The 16358-nt window shown below is 62.9% G+C and carries 9 protein-coding genes; 4 read left to right on the top strand and 5 right to left on the bottom strand.

Annotation, left to right across the window (positions count from 1 at the left end; genetic code table 11):
• Positions 1-58: 58 nt before the first annotated feature.
• The gene (locus H6678_02930) at positions 59-2152 is read right to left on the bottom strand and encodes a T9SS type A sorting domain-containing protein (protein ID MCB9472745.1); all 2094 of its coding nucleotides are present in this window, start codon (positions 2150-2152) and stop codon (positions 59-61) included.
• The gene (locus H6678_02925) at positions 2149-5154 is read right to left on the bottom strand and encodes a T9SS type A sorting domain-containing protein (protein ID MCB9472744.1); all 3006 of its coding nucleotides are present in this window, start codon (positions 5152-5154) and stop codon (positions 2149-2151) included. The genes H6678_02930 and H6678_02925 overlap by 4 nt, the downstream gene beginning before the upstream one ends.
• A 384-nt stretch (positions 5155-5538) precedes the next feature.
• Here H6678_02925 and rfaD point away from each other — a divergent pair, with 384 nt between their 5' ends.
• The 4 genes from rfaD to H6678_02905 all read left to right on the top strand — a co-directional run bounded on the left by rfaD (position 5539) and on the right by H6678_02905 (position 9951).
• Positions 5539-6534: an ADP-glyceromanno-heptose 6-epimerase gene (gene rfaD, locus H6678_02920; GenBank protein MCB9472743.1), complete on the top strand. Its 996-nt coding sequence runs from the start codon at positions 5539-5541 to the stop codon at positions 6532-6534.
• Between the two features lie 33 nt (positions 6535-6567).
• Entirely contained in the window at positions 6568-7641 is a 1074-nt protein-coding gene (locus H6678_02915; GenBank protein MCB9472742.1) for an alanine--glyoxylate aminotransferase family protein, read from the top strand.
• 25 nt (positions 7642-7666) lie between these two features.
• On the top strand, positions 7667-8578 hold the full coding sequence (locus tag H6678_02910; protein MCB9472741.1) for a D-2-hydroxyacid dehydrogenase: 912 nt from the start codon (positions 7667-7669) through the stop codon (positions 8576-8578).
• 122 nt (positions 8579-8700) lie between these two features.
• The gene (locus H6678_02905; protein MCB9472740.1) at positions 8701-9951 is read left to right on the top strand and encodes a DUF1015 domain-containing protein; all 1251 of its coding nucleotides are present in this window, start codon (positions 8701-8703) and stop codon (positions 9949-9951) included.
• A 99-nt stretch (positions 9952-10050) separates the two neighbouring features.
• Here H6678_02905 and H6678_02900 read toward each other — a convergent pair whose 3' ends face one another.
• The 3 genes from H6678_02900 to H6678_02890 form a co-directional block, all read right to left on the bottom strand.
• Positions 10051-10716, bottom strand: a complete 666-nt coding sequence (locus H6678_02900; GenBank protein MCB9472739.1) for an RDD family protein — start codon at positions 10714-10716, stop codon at positions 10051-10053.
• Positions 10665-11588 carry a hypothetical protein gene (locus H6678_02895; GenBank protein MCB9472738.1) on the bottom strand — a complete coding sequence of 308 codons (924 nt, stop codon included), beginning with the start codon at positions 11586-11588 and terminating at the stop codon, positions 10665-10667. Before H6678_02895 ends, H6678_02900 begins: the two co-directional genes overlap by 52 nt.
• Before the next feature lie 92 nt (positions 11589-11680).
• Positions 11681-16129, bottom strand: coding sequence for a hypothetical protein (locus H6678_02890; GenBank protein MCB9472737.1), 4449 nt, complete (start codon positions 16127-16129; stop codon positions 11681-11683).
• Between the last annotated feature and the right edge of the window lie 229 nt (positions 16130-16358).

Here is a 16358-nt window from a genome sequence, read left to right as displayed (position 1 = left end):
TCCTGAAGTAGCCCGAAGCACTTCGGGGCGCCAGGCACTGCACCAGAGGTCCGCCCACTCACTTCACCAGACTCAGCCGCACACTCTCCCATTCCGCGCCCGCGCTCACCCGACACAGATACACCCCACTGGCCAATCCCGCCAGATCCAGGGCCACCCGCTGCTGCCCGCTGCCCAATTCGCCCATTGCCTGGCTGAGGCACACACGCCCCGCCATGTCCACCAGGGTCACCGTCACACGCGCAGGAGTGCGCAGCTCAAACTGCAGCACCGTGCCCGGATTCGCCGGATTGGGAAAGGCACGCAGGCCGAGACTCGAGGGCAACGCGACTGGCGCAGGCGTGTCCAACTGCGCGAAGGTGTAACGATTGAGATCGCCGGCTTCCGTCAGTCCCAGCACCTCCAGCCCGCCCATGTCCAGCAGGTCGGCCATGGCGGGCGCGGGTGAGGTCTCCGGCGAGAGCAGGGGGCCGAAGGGATTGCCGCGCGTGCCGGGAAAGGCACCGATCACGGGCGTGTTGCCGGTGGCGAAGCAGACCAGCTCGCCCACCGAGGCGCAGGCCACGGGGCCCCAGGCGTGGTGGTAGCTGTCTTCGATCATCACGGGACCCGCTCCCTGGAAGGCCAGGCGGTAGAGGTCGCCCGCGCTCACCAGCATGCGGTCCAGCGCGGCGGGCGGATAGGGGTCGGCGTCGCGCACGGGGCCGGCCAGTTGCAGGGTTTCCACCAGCGTGGGAGCCTGCGGGTCACTGACATCCACGTGGAACAGGCGTCCGTCCTGACTGCCAAGGAAGAACTGGTCGCCCACCCAGAAGGCGGCTCCCGGCAGGCAGTTGAGGAAGATCGTGCCGTAGTGGAACAGCGTGTAGGGAAAGGGATTGATCTGCTTGATGGCCACGAAACCATTGGACGTGATGTAGGCCAGCATCAGCTCCGGGCCCATCGCCAGGTCCACGATCGGGTCGGTGCTGTGGATGCCGTTGATCGCCGAGCTGTCGGCGAAGACCTGATAGAAACGCAGTCCCGAGCCCTCGGTGACGGCCCCGGCCCAGCCCTCGCGCAGGTCTCCACCGATCACGGGCCGAGGGAAGGCCAGCTGCATGCGCTCGGTGAGAAGCTCGCTGTGGAAACGGCGCAGACCGAGCCTTCCGTCAAGCAGCCAGACGTGATGGGGCAGTTGATCGTCGAGCAGCAGTTTGCGTGCGAGAGGTCGGGTTGAGAAGCGGCCCAGCGCCTGGGGCACGCCCTCGGAGTCCGTGAGATACAGCGCGCCACCGGCTTCGCCTTCGGCCACCGCGATGCGCCCATTGCCCAGAGCGCAGAGCTGGCCGTTCCAGTCGGCGAACCGGCGGGGAGTGCCCGGCTGCGCGGCTTCGCCCGCAGGCCAGAACAGCGGCAGCAGTCCCGTTCCGGGCACGCTCAGCAGGTAACGCTGTGAGCCAAGGGCCAGAATGTCGTTGGGGGCCAGCATGCTGGACCAATTTTCGGACCCTGTCGGCCGACCCTGGGCATTGAGGGAAATCCGTTCCACGACTCCATCCATGTGCACCAGCAGCAATTCGTCGGCGGACACACGGGCTTTCAGCACGGGCGCAGAAAGAGTCTGGCTGGTGCGCAGCGCGAAGCCAGTGGCATCGATGTGGTACAGATGGAGCTGGCTGTCGTCGAAGGCATAAAGCAGAGTATCGCGCTGGGCAAGTGCGGCACAGGCCGAGGGCAGGCTGGCCGTGTGCACGACTTCGGGAGCGGCTCCGTTCAGTTGGATCAGGCTCAGCTGGGAACCGGCGGCGCTTGTCGCCCAATCCTGATCCACGCAGACCTTGGTGGCCGGAACCGCCAGGGTCCAGGGCTCGCTCAGGCCCGTGCTGGCGTCCCAGACCAGCAGGCCCGCACCACCGAGCGCCTGCAGCAGATGCTCGCCATCGCCGGCCAGATCGGACAGAGTGCCCGGGCTGAGCCACTCGCCCATCACGGGGGCCAGTTCAGGCGTTGGCGAGACGAGTTGCAACACGCCATCTCCTCCGGCGATCAGACCCCCCGCGGGCCAGGGAGCCAGCCGGAAACAGTCGGCACCGGGACGGCTGTCGAGCAGTTCGGGAACCTGGGCCAGCACGCAGCCAGCCAGTCCCAGCAGGGCAAGCAGGTGTCTCACTTGAGCAGCAGCACTTTCATGGTATCACCACCTCCCGGACCGTCCAGACGCAGCAGGTAGACTCCGCTGGAGCGCCCTTCGGCCCGCCAGAGCACCTGGTGGGTTCCCGCCGCCAGACGCCCGCGGTGCAGGGTGTCCACCAGCTGCCCCGCCAGATTGTAGACCATCAGCTCCACATTGCCCTCGCGCGGCAGCGTGAAGGATACGCGGGTTTCGGGATTGAAGGGGTTGGGCCAGGCGCTGTCCAGCACGGGGCTGCGCGGCAATGCGTGGCCGGGTTCATTCAGGCCGACCTCGCCGCGGGACCAGGCGATCAGGCGTTCCAGCACCTCGCCCAGGTCCATGCTGGTGCCCGCGCCGCTGATGCCTTCCAACCCGAAGCCCAGACTGAGCACGCGGCCCCCGCTGATGTCCGATTCATGCACCACGCCCGCATCTCCACTTTCCACCGAATTGAAATAATGGAAAACAGGGAAGGCATTGAGCGGATCCAGACGATCCATATGGGTCTGGTTGCCCGCGCCTCCGTTGATGAAGAACAACAGCTGGCCGGGAAAGATCGATGTGATCTCGCCACTGACCGCACTGGAGCTGACCGAGCTTTGGATCACTTCCAGGCCAAGGAACTGCTGGGCCCAGACAGGATCCTGGGATTGCAGCAGGTCCTGGCCACTGAGCACCACGTGTCCACTCAGTTCCACGAAGCTCTCGAGAGCCGAGCGCTCGTCCGGGCTCAGCATGCGTCCGGCATTGCCCTGATGCCAGATCAGCAATGCCTGGGTGTCGGGAGTCTGGCTCAGGAATTCAGCCGGGCTGAGCAATTGCACGACCTCGTCGCCGGCGGCGGCGAGGAAGAGTTGCTCCCAGTTGCCTTCGGTATCGTCGTCCACCAGAATCAGGCTGGGATGCGAGCCGGGCAGGCTGAAGGGCAGACTGAGCGCGTGATCCGGCCAGGCCAGTTCCAGGCTGAAGGCCACGCGGCCCTCGAGGCGTGAGAGGCTGGCGGCATCGAATTCCAGCGTGATCGTCTGGCCCAGCTCGAGGGCTCCCGGAGTGAGCTGCTGCGGAGTCAGGGCAATCCGCGAATCCGTGCTCTGCAGTTCGGCACTCAGCCCGGTCAGTGGGCCGCCGAAGTTCTGCAGGTCCAGTTCAAGACCGAAGGCATCGGTGTCGGGCAGGGCTTCCATGACAGCGCCCTCCCCATCGACTATCCGCACCTCAACCAGCCGCGGATCGGAGTCCAGATCGCTGGCCCGAGTGACATTGCTCAGCACCCAGTTCTGCGGGTCCAGGCGCACCGAATCGGGCTGTTCGGCCAGTGCGATGCTCCAGTTCTGGCTGGGCTGGTCGTTGAAGAGACGCACCAGGGTATCGGGCTGGTTGGGATAGTACACGACCAGATCCAGAGGCATGGTGAACAACTGGCGTTCGGGCAGCTGGCGCTGGACCACACCCATGTCCAGCCAGAGCTGTGGGCCCTCGCTGCGGGTCTGCCAGTTCCAGACATAGTCGGGCCAGTACTCGCCGTGGATCCACTGGGTGAAGAACCAGTCCAGTGACTCGCCGTATTCCGCTTCCATGAAGGACTGGAATTCGGCGGTGTCCACGGTGCGATAGGCCGAGGGGTCGCTGCCGCCCAGATAGGCGCGCACGGCCGTGAAGAAGCCTTCGTCGCCCATCACGTGACGCAGCATGTGCAGCACCCAGGCGCCCTTGGCGTAGCTCAGATTGCCGTCGAAGATGTTTTCCGACTCGGGGTTCTCGACGTAGATCGTGCCGCCCCCGTAATACTCTTCGAAATCCATGTAGTCATGCAGGGTCTGGCTGCCACCGATCGACTCGAAGAACAGGGCTTCTCCATAGGTGGCCCAGCCCTCGTTGAGCCAGATGTGGTGAAAGCTCTCGCAGGTCAGCTTGTCGCCGAACCACTGGTGCATCAGCTCGTGGGCGATCACAGCCTGGTTGTAGAAGCCCATCGAGCTCACGCTCTGGTGTTCCATTGCCCCGCCCCAGGTATACTGGGCATGGCCATACTTCTGCTCATGGAAGGGATACAGGCCGAAGAGATCGGAGAAGGCGGTCAGCGCGTCCATGCCCGTCTGTGAGACGAATTGCTGCTCGCTGGGACTGAGACCCCAGGACCATTCTTCCATGGGCATGCTGGTCTCGTTCCAGCTCCAGGTGTCGCTGCGGTGATTGTAGGGCGCGATGCAGACCGAGAACAGGTAGGTCGACATGGGCAGGCCTTCGAACCAGGTCACCGTGCGGGTGCCGTCCCCATTGACCAGATTCGAGCGCAGCACTCCGTTGGACACCACGGTGTTGTAGTCCTGGGTGGTGATGTGTGCCAGCAGGCTGTCGGCCTTGTCGATGGGCTCGTCGCGGCAGGGCCAGAAACGACGGGCGTCCCAGGGTTCGGCCTGGGTGGTGAGGGTGGCCACGCTCTGGCTGGTCTGCACATTGGTGCGCGTGGCGGGCAGCACGCCCCCGCCCCCATAGGTGACCGTGTAGTGGGTTTCCAGCACGGCGGACTCGCCTTCGCCCAGGGGCTGGGGCAGCGTGACCGTGAAGTCATCGCCCGTGTGACTGAAACTGGCGGCCTGACCGTTGACCAGCACCTGGTCCAGGCCCAGGTTGTCGCCCGCGTGCAGCTCAATGCTGGCCAGGTCCGGCTCGAGCGAGCGGAAGTGCATGCGCACGACACCGGTCATTCCCGCACTGGCCGTGGGCATGTCCAGCTCCAGCTCGTAGTAGCTGACGTCGTACTGGGACAGGGTGCGGCTGTCGCGCAGGCCGGAACCCCCGTGGGAGTGCGGCAGGCGGCGCCAGGGCTTCTCCTGCTGGCGGAAGAACTCGATCATTTCCCGGCTGGGAGCGCCGGTTTCGATCAGCGGCAGGTGCGCGGCAGTCGCCGGGGCGGCCGGTTCTGGCGCGGCCTGCACGTGGGTGGCCGGCAATGCGGTACCCATCATCAGTGACAGAAGGGTTGAACTGAGCAGCATGGGGGTTCTCCTTGGACATGGCGGTACGGCCGGAGCGGTCGGCAGTGTAGCAATCGCCCCGCAGCGGGAGGCGCGGGAAAGTGTCAACCACTGGACCCGCGGGACTCCGCGCGGGTGGCACCAGTCCTGCTGAAGCAAGCCCCATGCCAGCCCTGAAACTGACCGGGATCAAGCTTGCGTCATGGCAATTGCTATACTCTCCGGCGATTTTCCAGTGGCTTTGGAAGCGGATTCAGCTCGAATCGAGCGCAATCGTCCCGGGTCACGCGTCCGCGATCCCCGCGTCCTCGGTGCGGTACCCCGCGGGAGAATTCTGTCACTCTGTCAAGCAGGCCGGACCAGCTGCCAGCGGCTGATCCACGGACCCTGATCCGGAGGAACCCCATGATCATCGTGACCGGCGGAGCTGGCTTCATTGGCAGCGCCCTGATCTGGAGACTGAACCAGCTCGATCGCCGGGACATTCTGGTCGTGGACCGCCTGGGCACGGGGGAGAAATGGCGCAATCTGGCGCCGCTGGCCTTCGCCGAGTTCCAGGGCAAGCAGGAGTTCGCCGAGTCGCTGGAGTGGGGGTTGCCCGAGGACTGCGAGGTGGTGTTTCACATGGGGGCCTGCAGCAGCACGACCGAGCGCGATGCGGACTACCTGATGGGCAACAACGCTCTCCTCACCCGCGACCTGGCCCGGATCTGCGCCCAGCAGAAAATCCGCTTGATCTACGCCTCCAGCGCGGCCACCTACGGAGATGGCGCCCTGGGTTATGCCGACGACCCCGGAGGCATCGACCGGCTGGCTCCTCTCAATGGATATGGCTGGTCCAAGCAGCTCGCCGATCGCTGGCTGCGCGATGAAGGGCTGCTCGAGACGGCCGTGGGGTTCAAGTTCTTCAATGTCTTCGGGCCCAACGAGTATCACAAGGAGAGCATGCGCTCGATGGTGCTGAAGGCCTGGGAACAGATCCACGCGGGCGGGCCGGTGCGACTCTTCGCCAATCACCGCGATGGATTCGCCAATGGCGACGAGAGCCGTGATTTCGTTTACGTCAAGGATGTGGTCGAGACCATGCTGGCCGCCTGGCGCATGCCCGAGGTGCACGGACTGTTCAATCTGGGCACGGGAATGGCCCGTCGTTTCGAGGATCTGGCGCTGGCCGTGTTCCAGGCACTGGGCCGTGAACCAAAGATCGACTGGGTGCCCATGCCCACCGAACTGCGCGGCCAGTATCAGTATCACACCTGCGCCGAGATGAGCCGCAGCACGGCCATCGGCCTGCCATTGCCCGCGACGGGTCTCGAGGAGGCCGTCAGGGATTATGTATGCAACTATCTGGAAAACGGCTGCGCGCGCCTGGGTGCGAGCGGCACGGATTCCCTTTCCTGAGTCACAGTGACCCCCAATCGCCAGGAGCGAGAGATGGCCAAGAAACTCTTCATTCCCGGTCCGGTGGATGTCCGGCCCGACGTACTGGCTGCGATGACCCATCCGATGATCGGCCACCGCAGCAAGGATGCCAGCGCCCTGCAGCGCGGCATTTCCGAGAAACTGCGCAAGGTCTTCCAGACCGAGCAGGTGATCCTGCTCTCCACCTCATCGGGCAGCGGTCTGATGGAAGGTGCGATCCGCAGCTTCAGTGCGAAGCGCGCCGCAGTTTTCAGCGTGGGGGCGTTCGGCAAGCGCTGGCATGACATGGCCGTGCTCAACGGCAAGGATGCCGACCTCTTCGAAGTGCCCCAGGGACAGCCCACCCTGGCCTCCGAGGTCGAGAAGGCCCTGGCCACGGGCAAGTACGACACCTTTACCGTGACCCACAACGAGACCTCCAGCGGCGTGATGAATCCGGTGGCCGAGATCGCCGAGGTGCGCCGTCGTTATCCCGATGTGCTCTGGCTGCTGGATACGGTCAGTTCCATGGCCGGTACCTCGATTCCCGTGGACGAGCTGGGCGTGGACTGCTGCATCACGTCCACCCAGAAGGCGCTGGGCGTGCCGCCCGGCCTCTCGGCCTGCAGCGTGAGCGAGCGCGCCATCGAGCGCGCCCGGGGTGTGCAGAATCGCGGCTTCTATTTCGACATGGTCCAGCTCTACGACTTCGTCTTCAAGAAGGACCACCAATACAGTTCCACCCCCGCGCTCAGTCTGATGTATGCGCTGGACAAGGCGCTGGACCTGATCCTGGAAGAAGGTCTGCAGGTGCGCTGGGATCGTCACAAGGCCAACATGGAGAAGGTGCGGGCCTGGGGCCGCAAGCATTTCGAGCTGCTGGTGGACGATGCCTTCGCCTCGCGCACCGTGACCGTGATCCACAACACGCGCGGTTTCAATGTCAGCGAACTCAATGGTGCCCTGGGCCAGCGCGGCTTCCAGATCGCCAACGGCTACGGCGAGCTGAAGGACAAGACCTTCCGCATCGCTCACATGGCCGAGTGCACGGCTGCCGGGCTCGACGAGCTCTTTGTCGCGATGGAAGACATTCTGGACCTCAAGTAGCGGCATCTGCCGCAAGGAGACTATCATGCCGCGTGTTCTGCTGAACGACGGGCTTTCCGCATCCGCCATCGAGGCTCTCGAACGCCTGGGCGTGACCGTGGATACGACTCACTACACCGGTGATGATCTGCTGGCGCAACTGAAACTCGTGGATGCGGTCGTGGTGCGCAGCGCCACCCAGTTGCGTGATCCCGAGGTGGACGCCGCCGCTGCCGGGCACTGCCGGCTCTTCATCCGGGGTGGTGTGGGCATTGACAACATCAATCACGCCTATGCGGCGGAAAAGGGCATCGCGGTGCGCAACACACCCGGCGCCAGCAGTGCCAGCGTGGCCGAACTGGTCATCGCGCACATGTTCGCCGTGAGCCGCTGGTTGCCCGATGCCAATGTGACCATGCGCCAGGGCCAATGGAACAAGAAGCGCTACGAGGGTCGCGAGCTGAATGGGGCCACCCTGGGTGTGATCGGTTTCGGCCGCATCGGCCGCGAGACCGCCAAGCGCGCGCTCGCCTTGGGAATGTCCGTGGTTTACTGCGACAGTTATGCGGATATCGCGCCGCTGGAAGGTGCCACTCGCTGCAGCTTGAAGGAGCTGCTGCCGCAGAGCGATTACATCAGCCTGAACGTGCCTCACAGCAAGGGCGCACCTCCGCTGATCGGGGCCGCCGAACTTGCGACCATGAAGCCCGACGCGATCCTTGTCAACTGCAGCCGTGGTGGAACCGTGGACGAAGCCGCCCTGCTGGCCGCGCTCGAAGTCGGCAAGCTGGGGGGCGCGGGCATCGATGTCTTCGCCAGCGAACCCGGATTCAACCAGGCGCTGGCGGCGCATCCCCGTGTGAGTGTGACACCCCACATCGGCGCCCAGACCAGCGAAGCCCAGGACCGGATCGGGGGCGAGGTGGTGGAGATCATCGCCGAAGTCCTGGGACTGTGATTCCGCAGTGTTTCCGCGGGCCCGGCGCCACCGTTCCGGGCCCGATTCCATTCCGACCATAGCGTGTTCCGTGCCGGCCCACAGGTCCGCACATCGTTGCCGTGATCCAAAGGAGATTGTCCATGGCCACCTTCGTTCCGTTCGCCGGTTTTCGTCCCCGGGCCGATCTGGCCGCGCGCATTGCAAGCAAGCCCTACGATGTGCTGGATTCCAAGGAGGCCAGGCAGGAAGCGGAGGGCAACGAGTACAGCTTTCTGCACGTGGTCAAGTCGGAGATCGATCTGCCCGAGGACACCAATCCTTACGACGATGCGGTGTACGCCATGGCCCGCCGGAATCTGGACCGGATGATCGAACTGGGGCGCCTGGTGCAGGATGACCGGCCCTGCTTCTACCTGTATCGCCAGGAAATGAACGGCAACATCCAGACCGGTGTGGTGGGCTGCGTCTCGGTGGAGGAATACGAGAACAACACCATCAAGAAACACGAGCACACGCGCGAGACCAAGGAGCGCGACCGGATTCGCCATGTGGACGAGACCAATGCCAACACGGGCCCCGTTTTTCTGACTTACCGCCCCAACGAGAAGATCGACAGGCTGGTCGAGGACTGGTGCGATGCCCACAAGTGTCTGTATTGGTTCGAAGTGGACGGGGTGCAGCACGAGTTCTGGGTGGTCGATGATCCCAAGGTGCAGAAGGAGATCACCGCCCATTTCCAGAAGGTGCGTGCGCTCTATGTGGCCGACGGACACCACCGCAGTGCCAGTGCGGCCAAGGTGGGGGCCAAGCGCCGTGCCGAGAATCCGTCCCACACCGGCCAGGAGGAATACAATTTCTTCATGGCGGTGTGCTTCCCGAGCGACCAGTTGAACATCATCGACTACAATCGCGTCGTGAAGGATCTGAACAATCGTACCGAAGAACAGTTTCTGGCTGAGCTCGCGACCAAGTTCAGGATCGAGCGCATGTCGGACCGCGGCGAGCCATGGCGTCCTCGCGGCAAGGGGCAGTTCGGCCTGTATCTGGATGGCATCTGGTACAAGGTGGAAGCCCCTGCGGAGTGGAGCGAGGTGGACGACGCGGTGGCCCGTCTGGATGTGGCCATCCTCCAGGAGCACGTGCTGACCGGCATGCTGGGCATCGCCGACCCGCGCACGGATGAGCGCATCGACTTCGTGGGCGGCATCCGTGGTCTGCGCGAGCTGGAACGTCGGGTGGACGAGGGCCAATTCGTGATGGCCATCGCGATGCATCCCACCAGTCTCGACGACCTGATGGCCGTGGCCGACAGCGGACGTGTGATGCCTCCCAAGTCCACCTGGTTCGAACCGAAACTGCGCAGCGGCCTGGTGGTACATCGCCTCGACTGAGCCAACGCATGACCGCTTGCAAACTCACGGGGCCATCCACTGGATGACCCCGTTCTCTTTGGTCCGGAGCCGTGTCGGACTTGGTGGCCGTTCCGGACATCACTGTTCTGAGGAGTCATCGCGAATGTGCATCCGGATCACAACCGTACCGGCGATGTAGTCGTGCAGAGCACGTCGTTTGGGGTTGCTGAACATCGTGAGGATTTCCAGAATCCACCAGATCATCGACAGCGACAGAAAGACCATCAGTCCGTCCAGCATGTTTCCCGTCTTCAAGGCCTGCAGGTCGCTGGATTCAAGCGCCAGGTTCACCGTGAAGTAGACCATTGCCAGTCCCCAGAGCACGAGAGGCAGGCCATCGCGCAACCAGGCCTGTTTCGTGGTGATGGGGTTTCCTGTCATGGCGTCCACGACCCGTACTCCGGTCAACATCTTGCCGACGGTCTGCCCTGAACGAGCATGCATCATGATCGTGTAGAGGAATGGAATGATGATCTGGATACAGATCGCCAGGACAGCCACTGTCCCGAGCAGGACGGGTTGTTCATCCACATTCACAAACTGGGTCACAGGCAGCGCCAGGAGGATGCCCACAACCGTGTTGATCAGGCCGATCACAGCGCTGTCAGGAAAACTGGCCAGAAAGCGCGGCCAGAAGGTGTGGTAGATCTGGCTCGCGGCATAGGTCCGTCCCAGATAGCTGCGCCAGATTATCAGGCTGAGCGCTCCCATGAACAGAACATTGAGCAGGGTCGCGAAATCCATGGGTACCTCCGGGATGGCGGGTTGCTGTTGACTTCCGGGGTGAGCGTCCGTCTGGATTGCTGGCAAGAAGGTGCCAGCTGATGGACAATTCTGGACCGATGATCCAGAACGGGAAATGAGATTGCGGAATATCGTTCATCCCTCCCGGCGATACCAATTCCTTGGGCCCAGATGATATGAGGTTGCTGGCCTTGCAGCAGGCGTTGTGCCAGCGGAGGATGCTGGCCTTGCAGCAGGCGTGATGCCAGCGGAGGATGCTGGCCTTGCAGCAGGCGTCCTGCCAGCGGAGGTTGCTGGCCTTGCAGCAGGCGTCCTGCCAGCGGAGGTTGCTGGCCTTGCAGCAGGCATGACGCCAGCGGCGGTTGCTGGCCTTGCAGCAGGCGTCTTGCCAGCGGAGGGTGCTGGCCTTGCAGCAGGCGTCCTGCCAGCGGCGGTTGCTGGCCTTGCAGCAGGCGTCTTGCCAGCGGAGGGTGCTGGCCTTGCAGCAGGCGTCCTGCCAGCGGAGGTTGCTGGCCTTGCAGCAGGCGTTTTGCCAGCGGAGGATGCTGGCCTTGCAGCAGGCATGATGCCAGCGGAGGTTGCTGGCCTTGCAGCAGGCGTCGTGCCAGCGGAGGATGCTGGCCTTGCAGCAGGCATGGCGCCAGCGGAGGATGCTGGCCTTGCAGCAGGCGTTTTGCCAGCGGAGGATGCTGGCCTTGCAGCAGGCGTCCTGCCAGCGGCGGTTGCTGGCCTTGCAGCAGGCATGATGCCAGCGGAGGGTGCTGGCCTTGCAGCAGGCGTGATGCCAGCGGCGGTTGCTGGCCTTGCAGCAGGCGTGACGCCAGCGGCGGTTGCTGGCCTTGCAGCAGGCACGACGCCACCCGCATTGCCACCTGACTTTCAATACTCCCGCCTGATCATCCAGGGAAGAAAGAAAGAACCCCGCCTCGCGGCGGGGTTCCTGTTGAGTGGGCTGTGGTGTGGACTAGCGGGTGAAACCATATCCGGGCTGGAGCACCGGTGTGTCCAGGGGGCCGGGGTGGCCTTCATCGGACTCGATCGGCGGGTCCGGGCAGATGGTGATCACGCGGAAGCTGAACACCGCGTCGGCCGTGGTCAGCGGAGGCGTGAAGTCCATGAAGGTCTCGGTGGTTTCGCCGATCACGATCCAGCGTCCGGTGGCGCGGCGTCCCTCGACCCGATAGGACGTGGCGTACGGCACATCGTTCCAGTGGATCTGGATCACCGGATCAAGGTTCACCAGCTGAATCTCGAGCTCGCTGACCGAGATGCAGCAGTTCAACTGCCAATGCGGGTTGGTCTGGCAGCCCGGGTCGTACTGGGGCCGGGTCACGCAGCTGTTGTCCCACATCGGGTTGGTCGCGCAGAAGGGATTGAACGCCGGATCGGTGAAGGCGCAGCCCGGATCGAGCGCAGGATTGGTGACGCAGGCCGGATCCCAGGTGGGATCGGTCGAGCACCACGGATAGAACGCCGGGTTCGTGTTGCAGCCACCGTGCCAGAAGGGATTGGTCAGGCAGAAGCCATGCACCGGGTTGGTCTGACAATTCTGGTTGAAGATCGGATTGGTGCTGCAGCCCGGGTGAATCGACGGGTTCGTGCTGCAATGCGGATCCAGGTATGGATTGGTCATGCAGGCCGGATCGAACTGCGTATTGGTCATGCAGGCCGGGTCGTAGGTCGGATTCGTGGTGCAGATCACACCCCAGTCGGGATTGGTCTGGCACTGCGGATCGTAGACCGGGTGCGTCAGGCAGGCCGCCGGATCGTAGATCGGGTTGGTGCTGCAATCCGGGTTGTAGGCCGGGTTGGTGTCGCAGAACGGGCTGTAGGCCGGGTTTGACGTGCAATCCGGATCGTGACTCGGGTTGGTCGTGCAGAACGGGCTGTACTGCGGATTGCTCTCGCAACCGGGTTCGAATTCCGGGTTGGTGGTGCAGAACCCATAGGCCGGATTGGTTTCGCAACCGGGCTGGTAGATCGGGTTGGTGTCGCAGACCGTACCGTCCACGGGGTTGGTGAAGCAATGCGGGTCGTAGGCCGGCTGGGTCACGCAACCCGGATCGTAGAAGGGACTGGTCTCGCAACTCACCTGCCACAGCGGATTGGTCGTGCAGTCCGGACCAAACTCAGGATTGGTCTGGCAGTGGTGGTCGAACTGCGGGTTGGTGTGGCACTGCGGATCGTGCACCGGGTTGGTGTTGCAATGATCGAAGTACTGCGGGTTCGTGTCGCAGGACGGGTCGAACAGGGTGTTGGTCACGCAGAAGTCCCAGGCCGGATTGGTCTCGCAGCTGTAATCGAAGAGCGGGTTGGTCGAGCAGTTCGGGGTGTACTGCGGATTCGTCTCGCAGAAGGTGTCGAACTGCGGGTTGGTGGCGCAATCCGCCGCGTAGAACGGATTGGTCTCGCAATTCGGACTGTACTGCGGATTGGTATCGCAGATCACGCCATAGGCCGGATTGGTCTGGCACTGCTGGTCGAAGTCCGGGTGCGTCTGGCAGGCCGGGTTGTACAGCGGATTGGTATCGCATCCCGGCTGGTATTGCGGATTGGTCTCGCAATCCGGAGTGTAGGCCGGATTCGTGTGGCACGAAGGATCGAAGTACGGATTGGTCACGCAGGTCGGGTTGAAGAGCGGATCCGTATTGCAATCGGGCTCGTACTGCGGATCGGTCTGGCAGAATCCCCAGGACGGATTGGTATCGCACTGCGGATTGTAGAGCGGGTTGGAGACGCAACTCGTGCCATCCACCGGGTTGGTGAAGCAGGTCGGGTCGTAGTTCGGATTGGTCGAACAGGTCGGGTCAAAGAAGGGATTCGACCAGCAATCCGGGTTGTAGATCGGGTTGGTGTCGCAACCGGGCAGGAACTGCGGGTTGGTCTCGCACTCCGGCTGGAACTGCGGATGTGTCAGGCAGGTCGGATCATGCACCGGGTTGGTGTAGCAATTCGGTGAGAACACCGGATTGGTGTCCAGACAGGTGGGATCCCAGGACGGATCGGTCTGGCATTCCGGGGAGTATTCCGGATTGGTCATCTGGCACAGTGGGCTGTAGTCCGGGTTGGTGTGGCAGTTGGCATACAGATCCGGATTGGTCACCTGACAGGTCGGGTCGAATTGCGGACTGGTCATGCAGGTCGAGACCCAGTTCGGGTTGGTGTTGCAATCCAGATAGTACTGCGGATTGGTGTGGCAGCCCGGGAAATGGTTCGGGTTGGTGATGCAGAATCCGTAGTCCGGATTGGTGTCGCAGCCCGACTGATAGATCGGGTTGGTGCTGCAGTTCTCGAAGTACTGCGGGTTGGTCTCGCAGTGGCTGTCGAAGAACGGATTGGTATGGCAGGCCGGATCGTACAGCGCATTGGTCAGGCAGGCCGGATCGTACTGCGGATTGGTGCTGCAGTCGCCGCCCCAGCTCGGATTGGTCTGGCAATCGGGGTCGAAATCCGGATTGGTGCTGCAGCTTGCCTGGTACACTGGGTTGGTGTTGCAGTCCGCCATGTAGTCCGGGTTTGTAACGCAGAAGGGACTGCTGGCCGGATTGGTGTAGCAGGACGGGTCGAAATACGGATCGGTGCTGCAGTTCAGGCTGTACTGCGGATTGGTCTGGCAATTCGGCTCGACCGTCGGGTTTGTGGTGCAGAAGCCCCAGGCCGGGTTGGTCTCACAGGGAGTGTCATAGATCGGATTGGTCTCGCAGAACCCACCGTACCACATATTGGTGTAGCAGGCCGGATCGAAATCCGGATCGGTATGGCAGCCCGGATCGAAGCTGGGGTCGGTGCTGCACAGCGGATTGAACAGCGGGTTTGTCTGGCAGTTGGCCTGATACTCCGGATTGGTTTCGCAATGCGGATCGTGCTGCGGATTGGTGGAGCAGGCACTGGACCAGGCCGGGTTGGTCTGGCACTCGGGGAAGTACTGCGGATTGGTCTGGCAGGTCGGGCCATACTGCGGATTGGTGTGGCAGAAGTCCCAGTCCGGGTTGGTGGTGCAGGCCTCGCTCCAGATCGGGTTGGTCTCGCAGTTGGGTGTGTACACCGGATTGGTGTCGCAATGCTCGACATAATTCGGGTTGGTCTCGCACGCGCTCTGGTACAGCGGGTTGGTCACGCAATTGGGCGTGTACTGGGGATTGGTGCTGCACGGAATGCCCCAGGCCGGGTTGGTCTCGCAGAGCGGATCCAGGTCGGGGTTCGTCAGGCAATTGGGCGAATACAGCGGGTTGGTGCTGCAGGTCGCGTCAAATTCAGGGTTGGTGGCACAGGACGGCGCATACTGTGGGTTGGTATGGCAGAACGGGTCAAAGTAGGTGCTGGTCACGCAGGAAGACTGGTACAGTGGGTTTGTCTCACAGCCCGGTTCGAAGTCGGGGTTGGTCTGGCAGAAGCCATACACCGGGTTGGTCTCGCAACTCGGATCATAGAGCGGGTTAGACACGCAGCTGGTTCCGTCCACCGGATTCGTGAAGCAGTGCGGGTCGTAGGCTGGCTGAGTCAGACAGCTGGGATCGAAGAACGTGTTGGTGTAGCAATCCGGGTTGTAGATCGGATTGGTGTCGCAGCCCGCCATGTACTGGGGATTCGTCTCGCAGTAAGGGTCGAACTGCGGGTTGGTGCTGCACTCGGGCATGTATGCCGAATTGGTGAAGCAGTTCGGATCCATGGCCGGATCGGTGAAGCCGCAGGCGGGGTCCCACTGGGGCTGGGTCTGACAGGCCGAGTGATACTGCGGATTGGTCTGGTAACACTCAGGATTCACCGACGGGTCGGTGGTGCAGGTCGGATCGTACTGGGGATTAGTGTTGCACATCGGGTCCCAGGAGGGATTGGTCGGTTGGCAATCGGGATCCCAGTCGGGATTGGTCTGACAGGTCGGGTCGAAGGCCGGATTGGTAGGACCGCAGACCGGATCGTAGTCGGGATTGGTCTGGCAGGTCGGGTCGATCTGAGGATTGGTGGGCACGCAGGCCGGGTCGAAATCCGGATTGGTCATGCAATTGGGGTCCACGGCCGGGTCGGTGGGCACGCAGGTCGGATCGAACTGCGGATTCGTGCGACAGGCCGGGTCCGTGACCGGATTGGTCACGCAGTCCGGATCGGTCGCGGGATTGGTCTGACAGGCCGGGTCGAACTGTGGGTTGGTCTGGCAGGCGGGATCCATCTGCGGATTCGTGATGTCTCCGGCCGTGGCATGCCCGGCTGGCTTGGTGACCGCATTGCCCTCCTCGGCGGCAGACTTGCCGTTCTCCACGTTGATCAGCTGCTGGTTGAAGCGCTGGACGGTGGATTTGGTCTGGTAATCGAAGAGGGGCGTCTTTCCTGCGGCGTGCAGGGACGGCGCTGAGGCGATCAGCAGTCCCGCACCGAGCATGGACAGGAGAGTGAGCGGAGTCCAACGGGCAAACATGGTTTACCTCCCGGTGGTTCGGATTGAATTCAAGTTCAGTGTGTTGCAAGCGATCAGAACCGGCAGTCCGGGGGGGAGGGGCCGCTGGTGCACTGTGGCGCATTGTATGGCCCCATACAGTAGAAGTCAAGAATTATTCGGCTTGCTGAATCATTACCGCGTTACGAAACAATCTGACGCCCGCACCTCTTCTGTCGTTGTGATAACGATGAAATGATTCAGATCCTGA

Source organism: Candidatus Delongbacteria bacterium (assembly GCA_020634015.1).
GTDB lineage: Bacteria > CAIWAD01 > CAIWAD01 > CAIWAD01 > CAIWAD01 > JACKCN01.
The sequence above is the reverse complement of the archived record's forward strand: the minus strand, read 5'-3'. Positions and strand labels throughout refer to the sequence as shown.

Coding starts and splice junctions, on each gene's coding strand:
- rfaD (MCB9472743.1), top strand. CDS start 5,539: ATGATCATCGTGACCGGCGGAGCTGGCTTCATTGGCAGCGCCCTGATC.
- H6678_02905 (MCB9472740.1), top strand. CDS start 8,701: ATGGCCACCTTCGTTCCGTTCGCCGGTTTTCGTCCCCGGGCCGATCTG.
- H6678_02910 (MCB9472741.1), top strand. CDS start 7,667: ATGCCGCGTGTTCTGCTGAACGACGGGCTTTCCGCATCCGCCATCGAG.
- H6678_02900 (MCB9472739.1), bottom strand. CDS start 10,716: ATGGATTTCGCGACCCTGCTCAATGTTCTGTTCATGGGAGCGCTCAGC.
- H6678_02925 (MCB9472744.1), bottom strand. CDS start 5,154: ATGCTGCTCAGTTCAACCCTTCTGTCACTGATGATGGGTACCGCATTG.
- H6678_02915 (MCB9472742.1), top strand. CDS start 6,568: ATGGCCAAGAAACTCTTCATTCCCGGTCCGGTGGATGTCCGGCCCGAC.
- H6678_02890 (MCB9472737.1), bottom strand. CDS start 16,129: ATGTTTGCCCGTTGGACTCCGCTCACTCTCCTGTCCATGCTCGGTGCG.